This window comes from Bacillus sp. OTU2372 (assembly GCF_038440275.1).
In the GTDB taxonomy this organism is placed as follows: domain Bacteria; phylum Bacillota; class Bacilli; order Bacillales; family Cytobacillaceae; genus Neobacillus; species Neobacillus bataviensis_B.
In genome coordinates, this window is sequence record NZ_JASATK010000008.1 from 1 (window position 1) to 23424 (window position 23424).

The window sequence follows — 23424 nt, forward strand, 5'->3', positions numbered from 1 at the left end:
CTTCTCAGCGCCGATGGTAGTTGGGACTTTGTCCCTGTGAGAGTAGGACGTTGCCAGGCAAATCCCCTATAAGGGGTTTTTTTTATTTTGTCTAATTTTTTAATGACCAGTTGATCAAGCGGTATGGAGGGGAAGCGAAGTGGCTAAACTCCTCTATGGAGCTTTAAAGATAGTGTAAAGCGCATGGATAATTTAATGTCCATGCGTTTTTTTATTGCCTAAACAACTATTACAGTTGTTGTTCTAAATTAAGCTCATACCGTCCCAGCGCTTCTATTATGCAATCATGAGCACGGTTCTCATGCTTCTTTATTTTGGGTTGCTCATCACCTCATTCATTACGGCTTCATTCGGTCGGGCAGATTTTGTATCGATTGGACCACTAAATCTAACTTTGATTCAATCCGGTAAAGCAGATAAAGGGTCACCACGATGGGGAATCCTACTTCACTAATGAGTGGTATGATTTGTTCCACAATTCTTCACTCCTTTCTCCTAAAGGATGGTTTCGAAGCAGAAGAACCGTCCCCGTGCTTCCCGAAAGAAGAACCGTCCCCGTGCTTTTAAAAAGGCCGAGTTCAAAAGAATCCGGCCTCGCTGATATTATGCTAGTTCATAGTCGGTTACATTGCGGTCGATGACTCTTGCACCTTTTGCAGAGACAAGATTGCCGCTGCCTGTAGTAAATATGTTAGCTGCAATAATCTGTGCCATGGAGAGTTTTACCACTTCTTCATTCACTGGCTCCTTCGGATTGTCGACTGTTATTTTCGCTGTTTTGCCAAACTCGGTGGCAAATTGCAATTCTAATGTTTTAGCCATTTCTTTTCACCTCCCATCATTGGATTTTTATAGAAACTTAACCGATAATCTCCGAGCTGTCATTGCGCTCCACTTTGTTTAAGTCGCCATTGCATAAAACGGAGATCGCTTGAGCTGCTTGGAACAGCTGGTCAGCCGTTGCAGCTTTCGTTACATTGCTAAACGTTTTAGACTTCAGAATTGGATTTCCTTCGTTATCAATTCCCGCTTGAAATACCATCCGAAGCTTTGTTGTTTCTAGTAATCCTTGTGCCATCTTCGTTCACCTCCTTTCGTCTTATATATATAGTTTGGGAGGCTAGAAGGACAGGCAGGTCGGAAATATTTATTGCTAGTTTGTATGTAGCAAAGGAGGGAATGAAATAGGATCGTGTAAGTTCAAGAGAAACCAGTTACAACCCCAACCTGATTGCGCAATTGGAAACTTTTATAAAAACCTGTGGATGCCAATATGGTTTCGATGAGTCTTGACAGAAAAAAGAAGGGCATACCTTCTTTTTTCTAGGCATGTCCTTCTATATTAGAACTTTTTGTTTTAGTTTTTTATCGAGTAATTTCCTTTGTGCCTTAGCTAGGTACATTTGTTTATCTGCTTCTAAAAGAGAAGCTTTAAAGGAATCATTACCAGAATAAAGGGTACAGCCTATACTTGCACTGACCGATACTTGTAGATGTTTAAAATGTTCATTTAAATCACTCGTTAGCCTTTCCATTTTCCCTTCAAATTCGAAACCTGCCTCATTGTCATGTGGCATAAAGACAATAAATTCATCACCGCCATACCGAAAGATTCGATCGCAATTACGTAAGGAGTGGTGAATAAAGGACGCAGTCTCTTTTAGAATTTTGTCGCCTTCAGAATGCCCTAGAGTATCGTTCAGTTCTTTAAAATTATCCAAATCAATCATTGAAAGTGTTCCTGTACAAGGGTTTACGTCCATTTGCTGTTTAAAAGCTTCCCATGATGCCCGGTTTTCCACTTGTGTGAGGGCATCAATGTACACCGTATTTTGTAGCTGTTGCATCTTAGTATAGTAAATAGTACTCTTAAAAATCCCCATGAGTAAAAACAGTGACAGAGGTAACGCTAAATAGCCAATCTCCTTAAAGGCTATGATTGTAAAAAGACTAGTTAAATAAAGATTTAAATATCCCCAATGTATTTCCCTGAGCATCGAGATAGCTTGCTTTTTAAAATCTTTACCTGTCTTATTGGCAACTATAAAGAAGGAAATCAAACGATTGACAACAAAGTGGACAAGAATTCCTAACAATAAAGGAATCATTTTTAGGGGTGTTGAAAATTCAATGGTTCCGTCAGAATTAAAAAGGTAAAAGATGGAACCGCCTGCTGCTAATCCAAGTCCAATATGTCCAAACGTAAGTAGATATTTTCTCCAATTATCTTTGCTTTGGTATGTAATACGAATTAAACCAGGTAAAGCAACCAAAAAACTGAGTGAAGGTGGAACTAAAATAGCGCTCACGATGATTAGCATGACTGCCGGTCTCCATGAAGCTCCACTAGCCATGCGAACGGACCATGGAGAAAGAATGAAAAAACATAGTGATAGAATAAATATATCAATGTAGTATGTTGACGCTTCAGGTTTGAGAAGGTTATATAAGGATGTTAGCGTAATGACCGCTCCAAATATAGATACAAAGTTGACTATTGCTCGAGTAACTAGTTTCATAAATAACTCCTGCTACTAAGATTATTACAATTTTTAAGGTGATTAAATTCATGTGCATTTGACTTTTTTCCGTTATTATCCATTTTATCATGAATACACTATAATATCGGGAAGATTTATTTAAAAAGTACAAAAATTAAAAGCCCAACTCGGGGAGAGTAGGGCCTATATTTCTTTGTCCATTAACATAACAGCACCGGGATTAAAGTGGGTTGAAATAAGCTCGGTTGCTCCGTTTATTTTGAATGGATTTTGAATCTTATTTAATCACTATTTAGAATGATACTACAGGAGGATCAATACCTAAAACTGGCACTCCATCAACTGTTAACCATATATAATAATGATCAATTTCTTTTCCACTGATTTGTTCAATTTTTTTAATCAATGATTCTTGAACTTGGAAAGAATAAGCTGCTGTTTCTGGACCTAGCGGAATTCCTTTTAATCCTAATTGGTCCGCTAATTGTCTTGCTTGATCATTGCTTACTTCAATATATTTATCATATTGAGGCAGGTATTCAGCTGATGCTGGCTTTACTATAACAACAACTGATAATAGCATTGCTGTTATTAAAACTACTAATTTCTTCAACTCTTATTCCCCCCTTAAAGGATTTTATCTTTCAAAGATAAAAATATATCTACGATGTCAGGGTTGTACATAGTACCCCGGCATCGAAGTATCTCTTCCAATGCTTCTTCTTTAGACACGCCCTTTTGGTAAACCCTATCCGTTGTCATCGCATCATAAGAATCGACAACAGCTATGATGGATGCTTCGATGGAAATTTCATTTTCCTTTAATCCATAAGGATAACCTTTTCCATCATATCTTTCATGGTGTTGTTCCACAATTGGACCAGCAGCAACTAAAAGTGGTACTTTAGTGCTTTCCAGCATTTCTCTTCCATAAGTGGTGTGTTTTTTCATGATCTCCCACTCTTCAGAAGTAAGTTTACTAGGTTTCTGTAGAATAGATAATGGAACCTTTACTTTTCCAACATCATGCAGAAAAGAAGCTTTATTTAATACTAAAAGCTGCTTTGCATTGAAACCTAGTTCCTCACCAATTAACATTGACAATCTATTAATTCTAGAACAATGGTCGACCGTGTAACCATCTTTCTCCTCAATAGAAACGGCTAAATCCATTATATCATGAGAAGCCTTACTGTAATGGTGAAAAATGGGTTGCGATGTAATATATAGAAATTCCGTTGTTTGATAGGATTGAAAAACATAATGATCTGTTACAGGACTTTTATAGAAGGAATCACCAGATTTTAATACTTTAAACCCATTACCTGTGGGATATCTTAATTCACCAGACAATACTAGTAAGTACTCTAAAGCAGTCCATCCTTCGCTAGGTTCTAATGCCCATCTTACTCCAGGATTTAGCTTATGGTAAATAATTTCAGTTCCGTCTCCAGATGCCAAAAGGGATATTTGGACACCTCTTACATAGACTGTTTCAATGAAATCTCTATGATTTATGTCCACCTCAATACATCTCCTTAATTTTCTTGTATAAGCCTATTGTAACAAAAATATTTCATATTTTTTATTAAATTATCTGAGAATTAGCATCTTTTTATCATTTAAATATAGTACTATAGCAACAAGGTTGAATCTTTTAAATCCAGCCTTGAAAAGGAAAATACATACAATGACTGATATACCCTTTATTATAGTTGCGTCTTGCCCTTTGGTGTGAATAAGAAAAGTCTCATATAAAAACGTATGATTAGCAGACGTTTTCGGAGGAAGAAACAATCAAAAAAGCCCTTTGTTAGAGGGCTTTTTTAGGTTATTCTTAGAAACAGACTACTGCTCCCACAATAATCAACAAGATGAATAATACAACGATTAAAGCAAAACAACCGCCATATCCAAAACCGCCGTAGCCATAGCCGCCACAACCACCATATCCACCAAAACCACCATATCCAAACATAGATAAAACCTCCCTTATAGACTACTCCCTATACTGTATGTTATAAGAATAAGAATGGAAGGGCTCTTTCACTAATTTTAATTAGGACATTCCATTAGCCTAATATTAACGATATTTTTTCTATAAACAAAAAAACATCCAACGTCGTCTTGGTAAAAAGGAGGTCTCCATAAAGCTCATTATAAATTGTTTGCTAACCTAAACTTACTAAATAAACGAAAATCAATATAGGTTCCTAAAGTATTTAAAATAACATCGTTAATATCCGTTATAGGACTATCTTAACATGTTAGAAGTATTTGTCTTCCTTTGTGCACTAAAAAATGGTTTGATAGGGGGGATGAAAAGGAGGATATATTAAAGGTAGTAAACATTTTTTGATTATTTATGTAAAATATGACGAAATAGGAGATAGGCGATTATCCATAGAGGAATCGATAAAATGATACCCCATAAGCATCCAACACCAAATTTCCTTCCATCATCATTCTCTTTCATAGTGTTCACTCCATTGTGTGCAAGCTAATTAGTTGAACATTAATAAGTGTACTAGGAGAGTGGTTGCTTAACCACAGACATAATATTTATTATTCCCTTAATGGAAGGAAATTAATCTTATGTATGGGGCAATCTGGAGATTGAAACATGTTGTTATGGGCAGTAGGTTATTTATATAAAAAGTTCAGAGGATTAACACAAAAAACTCCTTTCACTTAAATGAAGGGAGTTTTTAATGTTGTTCGTAAGTTTGTGAATAATTTTATTATTTTTTTTATGTTAAGAATTTTTACTTAAACAGCTTTTACCTTGATTTTTTCATCAATATCCTTTTGAATAGTCTGGTTATCCCCAATTAAGGTAATTTCACTAAACGGCTGATTTTCCCCCACTTTAACATTGGCTTCAATGACCGTTCCCATACCAACAATGGCTCGGTTAATCACCGCATTTTCACCGATAATAGCATTGGGCAAAATAACGGAATCTTTAATAACAGCTCCCTTGCCTACGGTAACTCCATAAAAAAGAACGGAGTTTTCTACCTTTCCAAACACCTTACAGCCTTCACTTACCAAAGATTGGTGTGCACTAGCTTTTCCGTCCAAATAGGTTGGCGGCTGGGAAGTTTCATGAGTATAAATAGACCAGTCTTCATTTTGTAAGATGGGATTGCTTTTAAAGGAAAGTAAATCCATATTCGCTTCCCAGAGACTTTGAATGGTTCCGACGTCCTTCCAATAGCCTTTGAAACAATAGGCCTGTAATTTGCGATTATCATTGATCATCGCAGGGATAATGTCCTTACCAAAATCCTTAGATGAGAGTGGATTTTTTTCTTCTTTTTCTAAATATTTTTTTAACAGTTCCCATTTAAAAATGTAAATCCCCATAGAGGCGAGGTTTGATTTAGGATTTTCTGGTTTTTCTTCAAAATCTAAAATTTCTTTTGTTTCGGGATTAATATTCATAATGCCAAATCTATTCGCTTCATTCCATGGTACGTTTATGACAGAAATGGTGGCGTCTGCTGATGTTTGTATATGCTGCTCTAGCATTTTACTGTAATCCATCTTATAAATGTGATCTCCGGAAATAATGAGAACGTGCTCTGGATTGTAATTTTCAATATATCTTAGGTTTTGATAAATAGCGTGTGCGGTGCCTTCATACCATCTCTCACCTGACTCACATTGATATGGCGGAAGAATGGTAACGCCCCCATTTTTTCGATTTAAGTCCCAGTGCTTGCCATCACCGATGTAATTTTGGAGAGTGTGAGGTTGATACTGTGTTAAAACACCAACAGTATCAATACCAGAATTGCTGCAATTGCTTAATGTAAAATCAATGATTCGATATTTTCCACCAAATGGAACCGCAGGCTTTGCTATATATTTGGTCAATTCTTTTAATCGAGAACCTCTTCCCCCAGCTAATAGCATAGCAATACATTGTTTTTTAGTCATAGTTGCCTCCAGAATAAAGGATATATGTATTTATCTTAGTTATAATCGGTCATCTTCCCATAACTTGTAATATAACTCTTCAGCTTCTTGCTCATCTTCTTCATTTATGGTAAAAGTGTCTTCCAACTTTATTGTAACTAATAGACTCTGCATCAAATTTAGCTCCTCTCATGTTGTAAGTTTGTTGCAATCTGTTTTTCATTGTAGCAAACGAGGTAATAAGACAAAATCAAATAATTCCGACTTTTACAAACATAAATCGACATAATTTAAGTAATCTGATGTGTAACCTATAAATTATTTAAAATTAATAATAGAACCTTCACTTTTTCTGTCGAATTATAAGGAAAAAAATCTGAAAATTATAAAAAACATGTAAGCATAGTTTTTATAGAAAATTATTTGCTATATTTTTATAATCGAAGCTATTCGCTTAGTGAGTCTGAGATACTTATTTTAGCAAAAGGTAAAAAAATTGATTCTATCCTTTACGAATGAATTATAGTATCCTAATATCTGGACATAATTTTTAGGTGAATTTTAATATAAAAGATTTGATAATTGGAGGTGAACAGAATGGATTGGAAAATAAAACACTCTACTAAGCAAAAGGTGGACCGGTTTGGAATTACAGTAGATCAGGTTATTCTTCCTAACGGGGACGAAAAGACTTTTTCCTATCTAGACTTTGCCAAGGGAGTCTGCATTCTGCCGATAACGAATAATCATGAAGTCATCTGTTTAAGACAATACCGCCATGCGATAAATAGCTGGCAATGGGAACTGCCTGCCGGAATGATTGATACAGAAGATGAATTACCCATTGAGGTGGCCAAGCGGGAACTAGAGGAAGAGACCGGTCATGTTGCCGAGCATTGGCTTGAATTAGGCAGTTTTTATCCTTCGCCAGGCTCAACGACAGAGGAAATCTTCTTGTTTGCGGCAGCGGGCTTAACACCGACAGAGCAAAAGCTAGAGAATAGCGAGACACTTGAATTGCATTATCTCACCATGGAAGAGTTGAAAGATTTGGTCCTTCAAGATGAGTTTAATCATGGAGCAGGTCTTGCGGCTATTTTAAGATATAAGTTTATGACTGATGAACAGTAATTTAGGAGGACTTCTTTTGGAACCATTATTTTTAAAACCCGTTTTTAAAGAAAGAATTTGGGGCGGGACAGCTTTACAGAAAGAATTCGGCTATGAGATCCCTAGCGAAAACACAGGGGAGTGCTGGGCAATTTCAGCTCACCCTAATGGACCTTCTATGATTGAAAATGGTCCTTATAAAGGGATGACTCTAGACAAGTTGTGGAGTGAGCATTCTGAGCTCTTTGGAAATCCACAGGAAAAGGTATTTCCTTTATTAACAAAGATTTTGGATGCCAACATGGATTTATCCGTCCAAGTGCATCCCGATGACTCTTATGCGATGGTTCATGAAAATGGTGAACTAGGTAAGACGGAATGCTGGTATATCATTGACTGTAAAGAAGATGCCGATATGATCTTCGGTCATAATGCGCAAACGAAAGAAGAATTACAGGAGCAAATTCAACAGGGCGAGTGGAATGACCTGCTTCGCCGGGTGAAAATCAAACCAGGGGACTTTTTCTATGTTCCAAGTGGGACCATTCATGCCTTATGTGAAGGAACTCTTGTATTGGAAACGCAGCAGAGCTCTGATACAACTTACCGGGTGTATGACTATGATCGTCGGGATGCAGAAGGGAACTTAAGGGATCTTCATTTAGAGAAAGCAATGGAGGTTACCACTGTTCCGCATCAAGATGCTGTAAGTACGAAATTGGTTCAGGAGAAAGGTGATACTAGGATTACTACATATGTGGAATCTGAGTTCTTCTCCGTTTATAAGTGGGAAGTTGGTGGGAAGTCTAGCTTTTCATTTAATGATCAATATTTGCTTTTTAGTGTGATTAATGGAGAAGGAACTCTTTCTCATAATGGTATAGATTATCGATTGAAGAAGGGCACTCATTTTATTATTCCTGTTGGATTTGGAGAATTTGAGGTAGACGGTAATTGTGAGATGATTGTGTCACATACTTAATTATCTAAAAGAGGAAGGATTTTATTTCGTTATAATCCTTCCTCTTTTATTTTTTAAAATTATTTTTCATGAGATTACACAATTTAAGTGCAGGCAATAAATTAGTACGAGGAATTCCTAATGTCGAAAATGTAAAAGAGTAAGGACCCTACCTAGTGGGATCCCTACTCTATTGTTTTTATAAAATAATATTTATAAATCTAGTATATGACTACATGACAAAGTGTAAAATAAGTTTCATCCATCCTATAAACGCAATCCATAACGGAACACTTAGAGACGTACCCCACATTAATCCAACTAAAAGATTCCCTTGCTCGTCCATGCTCATCCACTCCTATAATAGTTGTAGATACCCATTATGTATCTTAAGTATGTTTCTATTACTATAAATGAAAACGGTTACATATGCAATAGGATAAATTACTTGTATTTATTAAAAATATATTTTTGGGTGGAAGAGACTAATTTGTTTTATTTTATTCATTTGAACAAGAACAAAAATAAAGATAAACTCTAATATATGTTTAATAGAGCAGGTGTAATGAATGAATCATAGACAAAAGGAACTACTAAGAATCTTACTTGTTGACGAAGAAGGGGTATGGCATATAAAGGATTTGTCCGAGCGGCTTGATTGTGCTGAAAAAACGGTACGAAACGATTTAGACCGATTGAAGGAGCATTTACGGGCTTATCCCAGTGCAAAGCTAATTCGTAAGCCTGGATTTGGAATATCAGTTGAGTGTGACGAAGAGGAACGTTCTGAAATTTTACGTGATTTACTTTCTAGCGAACCCAAAACAAATGAAGAACGCCTTTTTGAAATTGCCTTTCAGCTTTTAACCAGCAGCCAAGCCATTACTTTACAGTTTTTTGCTGATCGATACTTTGTCCCTAAAGCGATGATTAAAAAAGATATCGAGGCGATTACCACTTGGCTTGGGCGTTTTGGGCTAGAGCTCGTATCAAAACCACGGGTTGGAAATATCATTCAAGGGCAGGAATTGCAAAAGCGAAATGCCTTAGCGCATTTATCCGAGCTTATTTCTTCCCTTTCACAGGATAAAAATGTGGTATTGGATTTATTTTTAGCCTATGAGATTTCAATTGTAAAAAAAGCACTCGGGGATATGAAGGAGCGGTTTTCGATTGCGATTACCGATAGTGCAGTAGAGAGCTTACTCGTTCATGCACTGATTATGGTGAAGAGGACCCGGCAGCGATCACCCGTATTTGTAAAAAATTCTGAAAAGGAAATGGCTCATGAACGAAAAGAGTATGAATATACTACTTGGTTATTTGATATTCTGGAATCATCTTTCGGCTTACCCTTTCCCGAAGAGGAACGGGTTTATTTTACCTGGCATCTGATTAGCAGCAAGCGAACGGAAGAGGGTATGAACGAAACATTGCAGGTGGATGAAGCCATCACCGAAATTGTAAGTGTTGCCATTAGGAAAATGAGTAAACTGACAATGGTTCCATATGAGACCGATACTATTTTAGGCAGTGGTCTTACGGTTCATATGCAAGCTGTCTTCAATCGTATTACATTTGGCTTTCCCATCACCAATCCGCTCCTTTCCAATATTAAAAAAATGTATCCCTATATGTTTAATATGGTGATGATCATGATCGAAGATATTAAGAGCGAGTTTCAACTCGAGATTCCTGAAGATGAGGCCGCATATCTAGTTCTTCACTTCCAAGCCTCGGTTGAAAGGTTGGAGAAGAAACGGGAAACAAAGAAGAAAGCACTGATTGTCTGCCATATGGGAATTGGCATGTCCCATTTATTAGAGGCAAAGATTGAACAGCAGTATCAGGATATTGATATCATCGCCTGCATCGGCAAAGCGGATGTACTGGAGTACTTAAACAATCAACAGATAGATTTTATTATTTCCACTGTACCGCTAGAAAAAGTAAAGACTGACCATATTGTAATTTCACCTCTATTTGGCCAAGAGGATAAGAAAAAATTAAGTCAGTTTGTTGAGGGATTAAAGCAGAAACAAGACAAATTTTCAGAGCCTAGTGTTATCTCCAAATTCCTCGCCGAAGAGCTTTTGTTTTTTGATGTGAAGAAAGTACATCGATATGAAGTAGTCGAAATGCTTGCTGATGCTCTTTTTCAAAAGGGCTATGTTAGTAAAGAGTATATTCATAGTGCAGTAAATCGAGAGAGGAACTCGGCTACGGCCATCGGTGGGGGAATCGCCATTCCACATGGAAATCCCTCATTGGTTCAGCGATCTGCCATAGCTACAGCCATCCTGAAGGAACGGTTAGAGTGGGGCCGTGAACGGGTATCACTTGTCTTTATGCTGGCAATAGCTAAGGAAGATCACAGTGAGATACGTGGAATTATTGGAAAGATCGCGTCACTGAGTGAAACGCCATTGGTCGTCCATGTGTTAACGGCTGTAAGTGATTATCAGGAATTTATAAATATTATTGAAAAAAAGGAATGAGACGAAAAGGGTGGACGGAATGTTCACCCTTTAATAATTTAAATTTACCGCAGCCTACGGTAAAAAGTTAAAAAATTAACTGGACAAGAAGGGTTTATTATATAAGTAAGCGATTACTTACTATTTAAATACTGGAGGAATCATGATGGGGAAAATATTAGCTGTTACCGCTTGTCCAGTTGGGATTGCTCATACGTACATGGCCGCTGAAAATCTTCAAAAAGCGGGCGCAGCGCTGGGTATCGAAATAAAGGTAGAAACACAAGGTTCGATTGGGGTAGAAAATGCACTAACTGACCAGGAAATTGCCGAGGCAGATGGCATCATCATCGCAGCGGACAAAGAGGTACCAAAGGATCGTTTCGCTGGTAAAAAACTAATTGTCACTGGTGTGCAAGATGGTATCCGCAAGCCTGAAGAATTAATTAAGCGGATACAAAGTGGCAATGTTCCGGTTTATAAACCTGAGGCAGGGACTGTAACTGGAACGAAAAAGAGAAGCTCCAAAGAAAATCCTTTTTACAAACACTTAATGAATGGTGTTTCGTACATGGTTCCGTTCATTGTTGTTGGGGGATTATTGATTGCGATTGCTCTAACACTTGGCGGTGAACAAACACCAGGTGGGATTAAGATTCCAGATGGATCCTTTTGGAAACAAATTGAAAGCCTTGGTGCTACGTCTTTCATGTTTATGGTGCCGATATTAGCTGGTTTCATTGCCGTAAGTATTGCCGACCGCCCTGGATTAGTACCAGGAATGATTGGTGGTTATATTGCCGCTAATGGTAGTTTTTATGGAAGTACAGCGGGTGCAGGATTTATCGGTGGGATTATTGCCGGTTTCTTAGCTGGTTATGTGGCTCTAGGTATTAAGAAAATTAAAGTCCCGAAAGCGGTACAGCCGGTTATGCCGATTATATTTATACCAATTCTATCAAGTGTGATTGTAGGATTATTATTTATTTTTGTTATTGGTCATCCAGTGGCAAGTGTGTTTGCTGCTTTAACAAGCTGGCTTGCTGGTATGCAGGGTGGAAGCTCTATTCTTTTAGCGATGATTCTTGGTGCGATGATCGCGGTTGATATGGGTGGTCCATTTAATAAAGTAGCGTTTTTGTTCGGTTCTGCGATGATTGGCGAAGGAAACTATGGAATTATGGGGCCGATTGCTGCAGCGATTTGTATTCCACCAATTGGCCTTGGTCTTGCAACGTTTATTAACAAGCGTAAATTTAGTCAAACAGAAAGAGATGCGGGTAAAGCTTCATTCACTATGGGGTTATTCGGGATTACCGAAGGAGCGATTCCATTTGCTGCCCAGGATCCGCTTCGGGTGATTCCAAGTATTGTTGTTGGTTCAATGGTAGGTTCTGTTATTGCCATGCTTTCTGGTGTGGGTGATAGAGTTGCTCACGGTGGTCCGATTGTAGCGGTATTGGGTGCTGTTGACCATGTGGTGATGTTCTTTGTTGCCGTTATTGTTGGTGTTATAGTCACCGCTTTGATGGTTACGGCGTTGAAGAAAAATGTGGAAGGCCCTGTACCGGTTGCAGCAGGTGTTGGCCCGGTTTCTGTGGCAAGTGCGCCTGCGAGTCATTCAAAGGTAGAAACTGCTGTTAATACGGATATTAAAAAATTAACGGATATAACCGATCTAGAACTAATTGATATCGATTTAGAAGGAACGACACGTGATGAAGTGATTGATGAACTGGTTGCTAAGCTTGATACTGAAGGTATTTTAAGTTCGAAACTGTCATTTAAACAAGCGATTTTAAATCGTGAAGGGGAGAGCTCTACTGGGCTTGGCATGAATATTGCGATTCCCCATGGAAAATCAAGTGCAGTGAAGCGTCCAGCAGTTGCATTTGGGATTAAGCGTGACGGGGTTGATTGGAAGAGCTTAGATGGTACGGATGCGAAGCTAATCTTTATGATCGCTGTACCAGAGAAAGCAGCAGGGGATGCCCATCTAAAGATATTGCAAATGTTATCACGGAAGTTAATGGATGACAGTTTCAGACAGCAGTTATTAGCGGTTGCCTCTAAAGAAGAGGCCTATAAGTTACTAGAAACTATTAAATGATAGAAGCAAAACAGCTGATACCAAAGGACTCTTATGGCCTTGGTATCAGCTGTTTTTATTTTGAGATCTAAACCTCCATGGAGTTTTCTCTAACAAGAGGAATCCTAATTAGGTTCCATATTTATGGAGGATTACATCGTCAATATCCGTCCAGAATGATCTCATGGTTTGAACTATTTCCCGACAAATATTTCATGACAATTATGGATAAATCCAGTGTTGGTGCATGTTAGGTTCACTTTTAAACAAACGTTTAATTAGTATATCCTATATGGAATGATGTCGAAATCTTGCTGAATGATGGAGAATCTCTGTGCTTCTCCCGCCGTGAAGATTGTCGAGTATAAGATGTCAATGATTATCCAGTAGATTATTTTTCCAAGCAAAACCACCAATTCTTTGATTGAATTGGTGGTTTTACCGTAATCGAATGAATCTTATTTCTGCATAATAAATTAAACTGAATTTTTTAAAATTAAAAAATATTTAAAAAATATCTTGATTTTTAATTCAGTCGGAATTATAGTGAACTTAAGAAATAAAGTTTCACCAAAATTTAACACGAGAAACTAAGTTTCGTGGGTGTATTTCTTTGCACTTTTAATCTAATTCGTTAAAGGTCGAAAAAACCCTGCTTTAAAAAATTAAATTTCATCGGTAAGGAGGAGAGCAATTCATCTATCAATGATGTGTATGAATCCCAGGCAACGTAACAGTAAAAGGTAAGCGTATACAGGTAAGGTAAACTTTATTTTATAAAAGGAGATGTTTTTTTAAATGTTGATAACCATGAAAGAATTACTTACAGTTGCGAAGGAAAATAAATTTGCGGTAGGAGCTTTCAATGTCGCCGATAGTTCCTTTTTACGAGCAGTGGTCGAAGAGGCCGAAAATTTAAATTCTCCTGCTATCATTGCCATTCATCCATCAGAATTAGAGTTTTTAACAGATGAGTTTTTCTCTTATGTCAGACATCGCGTTTATGCAAGTCCTGTTCCATTCGTCATTCATCTGGACCATGGCGGTTCGATTGAAGAAATTCTAAGAGCGATTCGCTGCGGTTTTACATCGGTTATGATTGACGGATCCCTGCTTCCATACGAAGAAAACGTGGCGTTAACGAAAAAAGCGACAGAAATTGCCCATGCCGTTGGGATCTCGATCGAAGGGGAATTAGGAACAATCGGCAGCACGGGGAACTCCGTGGAAGGCGGAGTAACCAAGGTTACTTATACAGATCCTGCCGAAGCCCAGGATTTCGTTGAACGAACAGGTGTAGATACACTTGCCGTAGCAATCGGAACAGCACATGGTATTTATCCAAAGAATATTAAGCCGGAATTGCAAATGGATATCCTAAAAGAAATCAATGAGTTGGTCGATATTCCACTCGTTCTACATGGCGGTTCTTCTAACCCAGACAGTGAAATTGCTCAATCCGTCCAGTTAGGCGTAAGCAAAATAAACATTTCTAGTGATATGAAATACGCTTATTTTACAAAGGCGCGTGAGATTTTAAGCACAACTGAATACTGGGATCCAAATGTGATTTACCCAGACTGCATTAAAGAAGCACGTAATGTGATTAATCATAAAATGCACCTCTTTAACTCAGTAGGAAAAGCCAATCTCTATGAACAAAAAACCACCTCCAAACAAGAAGAAAAAGTCTTAACTGGCGGTTTATATAAATAAAAGCGCATTTCCTACCTACAACACGACCTACTCCTACTAAACTATTCTTCTAAGATTCTTCACCTACTAGACTACCATCAAAAATCTATTGTAAAGGAAAGGGATTCTTGATATGTCTTTTCCACAATTAAAAGATTACAAAGCTATTGTCACCAACATGCTTGCAGAAGCCGGGATTGTTTTGACGGAAGCAGATCAAAGGGCAATTGAAGTTGCTGACTTTGGTCTAAACGATCTGGAGGTATCAGGGTTACAGTTAATTACCTACGTAAATAATGACCGCTATTGTGCAAAGGAATTGGTGCTGTTTCCTCATCAGACCTGCCCAGAGCATCGGCATCCGCCTCGTGCAGACGGAGATCCGGGGAAACTCGAAACCTTCCGCTGCCGAAAAGGGACCGTTTATCTATATGTGGAAGGAGAGGCCACCGCCGATCCGATAGCAGAACCTCCAGCTCAGGATCGACAATACTATACTGTTTTTCATGAAGTGGTTTTACAGGAAGGCGAGCAGTACACAATTCCTGAAAACACGAAACATTGGTTTCAGGCAGGGGAGCAGGGAGCGATTGTTTCTGAGTTTTCCTCCAATAGTGATGATCCATCAGATATCTTTACAGATCCGCGAATTGTTCGCGTGCAAGATCAGGATTAACCTTGTGTGAGGGAGAAGGTCACCTTCTCCTTCCCATTAAGTGTTTTTTTTTAAAAATGATCGTGAAAAAAAGCAGGAACGGTCAAAATAAAGGGTGATTGTGCCCGCGATTTCATTAATATGAAAGCGTATTCACTCTATCTTTCAACCATTCTTTTAAAAATAGAAAAATACTTTAAATGGGGGAAAAATCATGAAACTGAAAAAGTTTTACATTCTTTTGTTGGTATGTATGATGATTGCATTGTCTGCATGTTCATCCGATCAGTCATCCACAAAGACGGATGGAAAAGATAGTAATAGTAATGTTACCACGATTAACTTTGCTGCTATTAAAACATTTGGTGTGGATTCTTGGAAAGAACTGATCAACAAATTTGAACAGCAGAACCCTACTATTAAAGTAAAACTAACACAGATGCCTGCTCCAGCGAAAAGTACGGAAATTCATCAGTATCTTGTTACTTCCTTACAGTCCGGACAAAGCGATATTGATGTCTTTACCGGAGACGTTGTCTGGGTTCCAGAGTTTGCAGCCGCAGGATGGACAGAGCCGATGGATCAATATGTGAACAAAGATGAGTATTATCCAGGGGTTATTGATGCCCTAACCTATAACGGAAAATTATCCGCCATGCCATGGTATGTGGATGGAGGAATGCTTTATTATCGTAAGGATTTATTAGAGAAATATAATAAACCAGTGCCGAAAACGTGGGATGAAATGCTTGCGACGGCAAAGGAAATTCAAAGCAAAGAAAATGATCCAAAACTTCAACAGTTTGTATGGCAAGGAAAACAGGCTGAAGTACTTGTCTGTGACTTTGTAGAATTCCTAGGCAGCGCCGGCGGTTCCATCTTAAACACTCAAGGAAAATCCAATGCTGATTCACCAGAATTCTTAAAAACGCTTAAATTTATGAAAAAGTTAACGGATGATAGAATTTCTCCAAAATCAGTGTTAACGTTTGACGAAGAACCAAGCAGAACGGTGTTTACGGATGGGAATGCGATTTTCCACCGTAACTGGTCCTATGTGTGGAGCGTTGCGCAAGATCCAAAACAATCCAAAGTGGTCGATAAAGTGGGTGTAGCTCCGCTTCCATCCTTCGATGGCAATAGCAGCTCCTCTACAATGGGTGGTTATCAGTTCATGGTGGCAAAGAATTCTAAGAAGAAAGATGCAGCGATTAAATTTGCGCAATTCTTATCCAGCAAAGAAAGTCAGTTATACTTTGCAAGTGAGCTTGCCTTCAGCCCAACAAGACCTAGCGTGTTAGAGGACAAAGGATTGCAACAGAAAAATCCATTCTTAACTGGATTGGATAAAGTGTTCCAAGGTACAACGGCTCGTCCAGTAAGTCCGGACTATCCTAAATTGTCATTAGTCCTTCAATCCAATATCTCAGGTGTCCTCTCTAATAGTATCAAAGCAGATGATGCTGCTAAACAAATTGATACTGAATTGAAAAAAATTACGAAACAATAAATACCTTGGAGGCACAAACTAAGTCATTCGTTTGTGCCTTCAAGTATATGAGGTGAGTGAACCATGGAAAAACAAGTCATCAGCAGCACCCCTGCCAATCTATTAGTTGTGGAGAAACCGAAGACGAAGAGGAAGCTCAATAAGCCCATGATGATTGGGTATCTGTTCTTACTGCCATCGCTATTGATTCTGTGCGTAGTAGGGATTTATCCGTTGATACAAACCCTTTATTTAAGCTTTTTTGATGTTTCCTTAACGAAACAGGTATCACATTTTATTGAATTAGAAAATTATAAGAATCTATTTAGTGATATTTGGTTTAAAGTGGCTTATAAAAATACGTGGATTTTTACGGCCATTTCGGTTTTGATGGAAACCCTTCTAGGTCTCGTCATTGCCTTAGTCCTGAATAAGAAATTTAAGGGAAGAGGCTGGGTTAGAGCGTGTGTGTTAATTCCATGGGCGATCCCAACGGTCGTTTCTGCTAGGATGTGGGAATGGATTTTCAATGCCGAATATGGAATTCTAAATTTTTTATTAGTAAAAACAGGAATCATTGATAGCAATGTCAATTGGCTTGGTGAAACGTCTACTGCAATGTTTGCTGCTATTTTCTCAGATGTATGGAAAACGACGCCATTCATGGCGCTAATTATTTTAGCTGGATTACAAGGGATTTCTTCGAGTCTTTATGAAGCAGCGGATATTGATGGAGCCAATAAGTGGAGACAGTTCTCTTATATCACGTTCCCATTGCTGATTCCTTCTATTATGATTGCCGTGCTATTGAGAGCACTAGATGCCTTCCGTGTCTTTGACTTGATCTTTGTTTTAACAGGAGGCGGTCCGGCTAATTCAACCGAGGTTCTTTCTTCTTATGCCTATAAGACCACATTCTCGGCAGGAGAAGTTAGCTCTGGTGCGGCGATGTCATCCCTAATGGCTGTCTCTGTGTTTGTTTTAGCGATCGTCTTGCTGTTCTTGATGAATAAAGCTTCTGAAAAAATAGAGGGAGGAAAGTAAAATGACGAAAACAATTAAACGTTCTCCCGTTTATATCCTTGCCCTTGGAATCATCGTGTTTCAACTGGCACCATTTTTATGGCAGGTGATTACATCATTAAAATTAGACAAAGATCTATCATCTCTGCCGCCAATCTTTCCGAATAAAATAACTTGGCTGCACTATCAAAATATCTTTCAAAATACGCATTTCTATAAATATATCTTCAATAGTGCGGTGGTTGCAGTCAGTGTGACATTACTTTGCTTATTCCTTGGCAGTCTGGCGGCTTATTCACTAGCTAGGCTTCCTATTAAAGGAAAAGGCCTTATTTTACTATTATTTCTGTCCACTTCGATGTTTCCGCAAATTGCGGTCATCACGCCTCTTTACAATTTAATTAAAGGAATTGGGTTGTATAACACCTATTTTGGGTTAATTTTATCGTATATGCTGTTTGGCCTTCCGTTGAGTGTATTGCTTTTGTACGGTTTCTTTCGGAATTTTCCTTATGAAATTGAAGAGGCCGCGTATATGGATGGGTGTGGTTACTTCCGTACGTATTGGCAGGTTTGTTTACCGTTAATGGCACCAGGCCTTGTGACAGCGGGATTATTAGTGTTTATCGCATCGTGGAATGAATTCCTTTTTGCGATTACCTTTACGAATAGCATTGAAGCCCAGACCATTCCGGTGGGGATTGCGATGATGCCGCAAATGTTCTTCGTCCCATGGGGAGATACAGCTGCCACTTCCATTCTAGTGACTCTGCCATTAATTTTACTAGTATTGATTTTTGAGAAAAAACTAACACAAGGCATTATGGGAGGAGCGGTGAAGGGATGAGAACGATCGCATGCGGATATACAGCCAATATTGATTTACTAGGAAAAATTACGCAAGAGTTTTATGAGGAGATAAAGAGGTGTGCATCCGGGACTCCGAAAGCCTTTATTGATTCGTGGGACGATTTTTGTACAGCTCTTGATTGGAATATCAGGAGGGGGAGCGGTGGGGAGTACATCGTCGCCGACAATTCTATTCTGAAAAAGTTAGAGGCTAAACTAGATTGGCAGAGGGCGATTGGTGGGACGGGCTTGCAGGCGGGGTGTGCCGCCAGTCGCGCCGGATATCGTTCCTTGGTGAATATTCCGGTTCAGTCGGAGGAATTGGAAAGGATTGTTTCTAATGCTGGGGAGTTGATCCTGTTGTCGGACCGGAATGGGGATGTGCCGAAGCACTATATTATAGAATATGAGATTGGCGGATTCTCTAATCGGGTTATCTTCCGGAGGCAAGATGAATTTAAGGCTGATTTGATTGCTTCTAAGTTTTTGAGAGAGCTTTCCCAGTATGATGTTAGTTGGCTGTTGTTATCGGGGTATAATTCCTTTGATAGCAGTGCGGAAGTCGATTTGTTTTTAAAAAATAATTTGAAAGTCTTGGAGTCTCTTGGCAGCAGGAGGCCGAGGGTTCACCTAGAGCTGGCGGCTATCTGGTCTTTAGAGGAACAGTGGAAGATTATTAGAACGCTGGGAGAACATGTGGATAGTCTTGGCGTGAATGAGGATGAATTTCAAGAGTTATTAGGAATGAGCGATTCCCTACTGAATTTAGATAATGATCAACTTTTGAGCGTAATGGAAAAGGCTTGTGATTTATTGGGGGTGGCGAATTTTATCTTGCATACGAAGCAATTTTCGCTAGTGCAATCGAAAAAATATGATACTAGTATTTGGGGGAAGGCTTTAGAAAATGGTAATAAGTTTGCTTTTTCAAGGGCATTGAAGGGCACAATATGTGATCAAGAGACCATCGATCATTTAACGGCCCGTTGTGACTTTCATAAAAGAGGGGAAGAGCTGCGGAAGTTGACGCAAAATCGAAAGGATATAACCGTTATTCCTGCGTATGTTGGCGAGATTACCAGTACCATTGGGTTAGGGGATACTTTTACCGCTGGATTATTAGTAGAAGTTCCTGTGGAATTCGTACCCAATAGGAAAATTTCGTTAGGCTAAACGTTGGAAAAATGGCATAATTAATATAAAAAGGATGGTTGGGATTATGACTTCCGTAAAGGAAAATAATTTATTAAATACAGTGAATAGCTTATATCCAACCTTACATGATGCCGAGAAAAAAGTGGCGGAATATGTCATCAAAGAGTATTTTAATGTGATAGATATGAGTGTAGCTGAGTTGTCTGAACAATGTAATGTAAGCGAAGCCACCATCGTACGATTCTGTAAACGGATTGGTTTGAAGGGATTTCACCATTTTAAAATAACTCTAGCTAGAGAAATTAATAATCCTGAGAAGACTACCCATTCACCGACGATTCACTTGGATAATCTAGCGGAATCTATAAACAATATTTTTGCGTATAAGATAGATGAGCTGAAACAAACAGCGTCCTTTTTGGATCCGAAAGAATTGCAGAAATGCCTCGATATTATTAGTGCGAGCAGTCTCGTTCATTTTGTGGCAGCAGGGAATTCGATTCCCGCGGCGCTGGACGGGGCATATAAATTTAATCAGATTGGGATTCGCTCTATTGTGAATAACACTCCCGAAATGCAGGTTTCAGTTGCTCATTCCTTGACCGAAAATGATGTGGTGATCGGTATTTCGAATTCTGGAAACTCTAAATTATTGCTGGAAATCTTTGAGATAGCGAAGAAGAGAAAGGCCACTACCATTTGTATTACAAACCACATGAAATCTCCGCTTTCGCAGATGGCGGACATCATATTAACCAATATTTCAAATGAGAAATTATTTTTTAAAGAATTTAGTTTTACGATTTTGCCAGCGATTGCTATCATTGATACGTTGTTTCTATTATTAACGAAAAAGAATTTTGATCGTTCGATTCAATCGATTAGTGATCGGGAGCAGGCATTGTCAGATTATAAGTATTAATAGAAGGGAATTAGATGTTATGCGATTACAAGGAAAGAAAGTTATTAGCTTAGTTCATCATGAATTTGAAGATTTAGAGCTCTGGTATCCGATTTTACGTCTTCGGGAAGAAGGGGCAGTGGTCCATCTTGCCGGAGAGAAAGCCAATGAAAAATATGTAGGCAAATATGGTGTACCTGCGGAAAGTAATTTCGCCTATAGCGATGTGAAAGCAACGGATTATGATGCAATCTTAGTGCCAGGAGGATGGGCACCAGATAAAATACGGCGCTTCCCTGAAGTTCTTTCGCTCATTCAGGAGATGGATGCGAGCGAGAAGCCAATCGGACAGATTTGTCATGCAGGCTGGGTGCTAGTTTCTGCTAAGATCCTGAAGGGGAAAAAGGTTACGAGTACACCTGGTATCAGAGATGACATGGAGAATGCCGGAGCCGTTTGGTATGATGAGCCTGTCGTTACTGATGGACACCTAATTTCGAGCCGTCGTCCGCCAGATCTGCCTGATTATTTACGGGAATTTATTCATGTATTAGAACGAAAGTAATTATTGTGGAAGCGCGGGGACGGTTCTCGTGCTTCTTTTTGTATATATGGAGCTTAACGAGTGTTGAGCTCCTCTAGTTATTTTTACATAATGGGGGAATAAAGATGTTAGGTGCAATTGAAGCTGGGGGAACCAAGTTTGTTTGTGCTGTGGGGGAGAAGGATGGTTCTATTAGAGAACGTGTGGAGATCCCGACCACGGTGCCGTCGGAAACTATTGTAAAAGTGGTTGAGTTTTTTAAGAGGTTTGAGATAGATGCGATTGGGATTGGCTCGTTTGGCCCGATTGATGTGAACCAGGATAGTTCAACATACGGTTATATCACTTCGACTCCTAAAGAAGGGTGGAGAGATTTTCCGTTTGTGCAGACTATGAAGGAATCCTTCGACGTTCCTATTGGCTTTAATACGGATGTGAATGCCGCAGCACTGGCAGAGGTAAGGCTGGGGGCGGCAAAAGGGCTGGAAAGTTGCTTGTACATAACAGTTGGAACTGGAATTGGGGCCGGGGCCGTTGTGCAAGGAAGGCTACTTCAAGGGCTTTCTCATCCAGAGATGGGGCATATTCTTGTGAATCGTCATCCAAGTGATTCCTATCAGGGGAAATGTCCTTACCATCAAGCCTGTTTAGAGGGCCTTGCAGCCGGCCCTGCGATAGAAGAGCGCTGGGGTGAGAAAGGCATCGACCTCGTAGGGCGTGCGGAGGTGTGGGATTTAGAGGGATACTACTTAGCGCAAGCCCTGATGTCCTATATTTTAATCCTGTCACCGCAAAAGATTGTCATGGGCGGCGGGGTAATGCACCAAGAACCGGTATTTTCCTCTATCTATAAATACGTGCCGGAATTTATGAATCAATATGTTTCTCTACCAGATTTAAAGGATTATATCGTCACTCCAGGCTTGGGTGATAACGCAGGTATTACAGGGGCGATTTTGCTTGGGCAAATGTCATTAGGGGACTTGTAAGCAAAGGGACGGTTCTCATGCTTCCGAAGCATGAGAACCGTCCCTTTGATACTTTATTGGAACTTAACAGCTATATCCTTTACTTGTTCTTGATTCATAACAATCTGGTAATTGTTTGCTTTTAAGATATCATCGTAAAGTTTCTTTCCTTCACCACGGATTTGCTGATAAACTAGCTGAGTTTTTGGATCAAAGTCCTTTGCGGACAGTCCAAGGCTCAACATATCTGATGTGGACATATTTGTGGCGACGATAAAATCAGGTATTGTCTTCACAAGTGCTGGCAAGTTTGTTATATTGCTTGGGCTCAGAGCTTTTTTGGCAATCCCCTTTAATGCTTCTTCCTGAAGTTGTTGACGGCCGTATTCACCATTTTTTAGGGAGTAACGCTCATGAACCACCTCTGTTACCATTTTTCCATCAAATGAATAGGTACCTTTACTAATTAATTTATTTCTATTTTCAGCATACCAAGGGTGTGTTAATTTTACATCAAAAGGTACGTCCATCTTGATTCCGCCCAACGAGTCGACCATCGCTTGGAAGCCCCAATAGTCCGTTTCAACATAATAATTGATTGGAACCCCCATAAATTCACTAATGGCTGTAACAGCAGCTTCTATCCCTTTTTTAGATCCATCTGTAGCTTGTTTAATATATTGAACACTAGTTAATTTTGTATATCCATAACCATCTAAATGTACACGGGTATCACGAGGAATACTTACTGCTTGATACTTATGGTTATTTAAATCTACGTGAACTAGTACCATAGAATCAGTATGGCCTAACTTGTCACCTTTTCTTTGGTCAGAACCAATTAAGAGGACGTTAAATACTGGTGTTTTCACGTCAACCTTTTCATCCGCGCTAGATGTATTTTTAGCACCTACTACAGGCACTGTTGAAAAATGATTTTTGGGTTGTAATTGATAGTATTCATAACCAAATGCTGCTATCCCTAAAACAAAAATTCCTAAAATGCTGAAGCCTATGACTTTCCATTTTCTAGTGCCCTTTTTCTTCATTTCTTCCTCCACTGTATTAAATATATAGGATGAT

The 23424-nt window shown here is 39.0% G+C and carries 21 protein-coding genes and 1 pseudogene; 13 read left to right on the forward strand and 9 right to left on the reverse strand.

Annotated features, from left to right (window positions below; genetic code table 11):
* Positions 1-338: 338 nt before the first annotated feature.
* From AAHB15_RS14405 to AAHB15_RS14440, 8 genes are all read right to left on the reverse strand, one after another.
* On the reverse strand, positions 339-476 hold the full coding sequence (locus AAHB15_RS14405) for a YvrJ family protein (protein ID WP_098532603.1): 138 nt from the start codon (positions 474-476) through the stop codon (positions 339-341).
* Positions 477-603: 127 nt separating this feature from the next.
* Entirely contained in the window at positions 604-822 is a 219-nt protein-coding gene (locus tag AAHB15_RS14410; RefSeq protein WP_144565934.1) for a DUF2922 domain-containing protein, read from the reverse strand.
* 37 nt (positions 823-859) lie between these two features.
* On the reverse strand, positions 860-1078 hold the full coding sequence (locus AAHB15_RS14415) for a DUF1659 domain-containing protein (RefSeq protein WP_342042646.1): 219 nt from the start codon (positions 1076-1078) through the stop codon (positions 860-862).
* Positions 1079-1337: 259 nt separating this feature from the next.
* Positions 1338-2519 (reverse strand): GGDEF domain-containing protein, encoded by a 1182-nt coding sequence (locus tag AAHB15_RS14420; RefSeq protein WP_342042647.1) that lies wholly within the window; start codon positions 2517-2519, stop codon positions 1338-1340.
* 274 nt (positions 2520-2793) lie between these two features.
* Positions 2794-3114: an 8-amino-7-oxononanoate synthase gene (locus AAHB15_RS14425; protein WP_335574841.1), complete on the reverse strand. Its 321-nt coding sequence runs from the start codon at positions 3112-3114 to the stop codon at positions 2794-2796.
* A gap of 14 nt (positions 3115-3128) precedes the next feature.
* Positions 3129-4025 (reverse strand): HD-GYP domain-containing protein, encoded by an 897-nt coding sequence (locus AAHB15_RS14430; protein WP_335574840.1) that lies wholly within the window; start codon positions 4023-4025, stop codon positions 3129-3131.
* A 313-nt stretch (positions 4026-4338) separates the two neighbouring features.
* Entirely contained in the window at positions 4339-4479 is a 141-nt protein-coding gene (locus tag AAHB15_RS14435) for a YjcZ family sporulation protein (RefSeq protein ID WP_342042648.1), read from the reverse strand.
* 791 nt (positions 4480-5270) lie between these two features.
* Positions 5271-6446, reverse strand: a complete 1176-nt coding sequence (locus AAHB15_RS14440; protein ID WP_342042649.1) for a glucose-1-phosphate adenylyltransferase — start codon at positions 6444-6446, stop codon at positions 5271-5273.
* 576 nt (positions 6447-7022) lie between these two features.
* Between AAHB15_RS14440 and AAHB15_RS14445 the strand changes: the two genes are divergently transcribed.
* The 13 genes and pseudogenes from AAHB15_RS14445 (at position 7023) to AAHB15_RS14505 (ending at position 22362) form a co-directional block, all read left to right on the forward strand.
* Entirely contained in the window at positions 7023-7556 is a 534-nt protein-coding gene (locus AAHB15_RS14445) for an NUDIX hydrolase (RefSeq protein WP_335574859.1), read from the forward strand.
* On the forward strand, positions 7546-8517 hold the full coding sequence (gene manA / locus AAHB15_RS14450; protein WP_342042650.1) for a mannose-6-phosphate isomerase, class I: 972 nt from the start codon (positions 7546-7548) through the stop codon (positions 8515-8517). The genes AAHB15_RS14445 and manA overlap by 11 nt, the downstream gene beginning before the upstream one ends.
* Before the next feature lie 548 nt (positions 8518-9065).
* A complete protein-coding gene (locus AAHB15_RS14455) occupies positions 9066-10994 on the forward strand; it encodes a BglG family transcription antiterminator (RefSeq protein WP_342042651.1) in 1929 nt (642 codons plus the stop codon).
* Between the two features lie 145 nt (positions 10995-11139).
* Positions 11140-13083 (forward strand): PTS fructose transporter subunit IIABC, encoded by a 1944-nt coding sequence (locus AAHB15_RS14460; RefSeq protein WP_342042753.1) that lies wholly within the window; start codon positions 11140-11142, stop codon positions 13081-13083.
* A gap of 777 nt (positions 13084-13860) precedes the next feature.
* Positions 13861-14778 carry a ketose-bisphosphate aldolase gene (locus tag AAHB15_RS14465; protein WP_342042652.1) on the forward strand — a complete coding sequence of 306 codons (918 nt, stop codon included), beginning with the start codon at positions 13861-13863 and terminating at the stop codon, positions 14776-14778.
* A 112-nt stretch (positions 14779-14890) separates the two neighbouring features.
* Positions 14891-15433 carry a D-lyxose/D-mannose family sugar isomerase gene (locus AAHB15_RS14470; protein ID WP_342042653.1) on the forward strand — a complete coding sequence of 181 codons (543 nt, stop codon included), beginning with the start codon at positions 14891-14893 and terminating at the stop codon, positions 15431-15433.
* A 193-nt stretch (positions 15434-15626) separates the two neighbouring features.
* A complete protein-coding gene (locus AAHB15_RS14475; protein ID WP_342042654.1) occupies positions 15627-16922 on the forward strand; it encodes an ABC transporter substrate-binding protein in 1296 nt (431 codons plus the stop codon).
* A gap of 348 nt (positions 16923-17270) precedes the next feature.
* Positions 17271-17945: pseudogene (locus AAHB15_RS14480) on the forward strand (carbohydrate ABC transporter permease); the annotation flags it as partial.
* A 1-nt stretch (position 17946) separates the two neighbouring features.
* Entirely contained in the window at positions 17947-18771 is an 825-nt protein-coding gene (locus AAHB15_RS14485; protein ID WP_342042656.1) for a carbohydrate ABC transporter permease, read from the forward strand.
* On the forward strand, positions 18768-19946 hold the full coding sequence (locus tag AAHB15_RS14490; protein WP_342042657.1) for an ADP-dependent glucokinase/phosphofructokinase: 1179 nt from the start codon (positions 18768-18770) through the stop codon (positions 19944-19946). The genes AAHB15_RS14485 and AAHB15_RS14490 overlap by 4 nt, the downstream gene beginning before the upstream one ends.
* A gap of 46 nt (positions 19947-19992) precedes the next feature.
* Positions 19993-20850: a MurR/RpiR family transcriptional regulator gene (locus AAHB15_RS14495; protein WP_342042658.1), complete on the forward strand. Its 858-nt coding sequence runs from the start codon at positions 19993-19995 to the stop codon at positions 20848-20850.
* Between the two features lie 19 nt (positions 20851-20869).
* Complete coding sequence (locus AAHB15_RS14500) at positions 20870-21394, forward strand: type 1 glutamine amidotransferase domain-containing protein (protein ID WP_342042659.1); 525 nt, start codon at positions 20870-20872, stop codon at positions 21392-21394.
* A gap of 104 nt (positions 21395-21498) precedes the next feature.
* Entirely contained in the window at positions 21499-22362 is an 864-nt protein-coding gene (locus AAHB15_RS14505; RefSeq protein ID WP_342042660.1) for an ROK family protein, read from the forward strand.
* 53 nt (positions 22363-22415) lie between these two features.
* On the opposite strand, the gene AAHB15_RS14510 is transcribed toward AAHB15_RS14505, so the two are convergent.
* Positions 22416-23390 (reverse strand): LCP family protein, encoded by a 975-nt coding sequence (locus AAHB15_RS14510; protein ID WP_335574855.1) that lies wholly within the window; start codon positions 23388-23390, stop codon positions 22416-22418.
* Between the last annotated feature and the right edge of the window lie 34 nt (positions 23391-23424).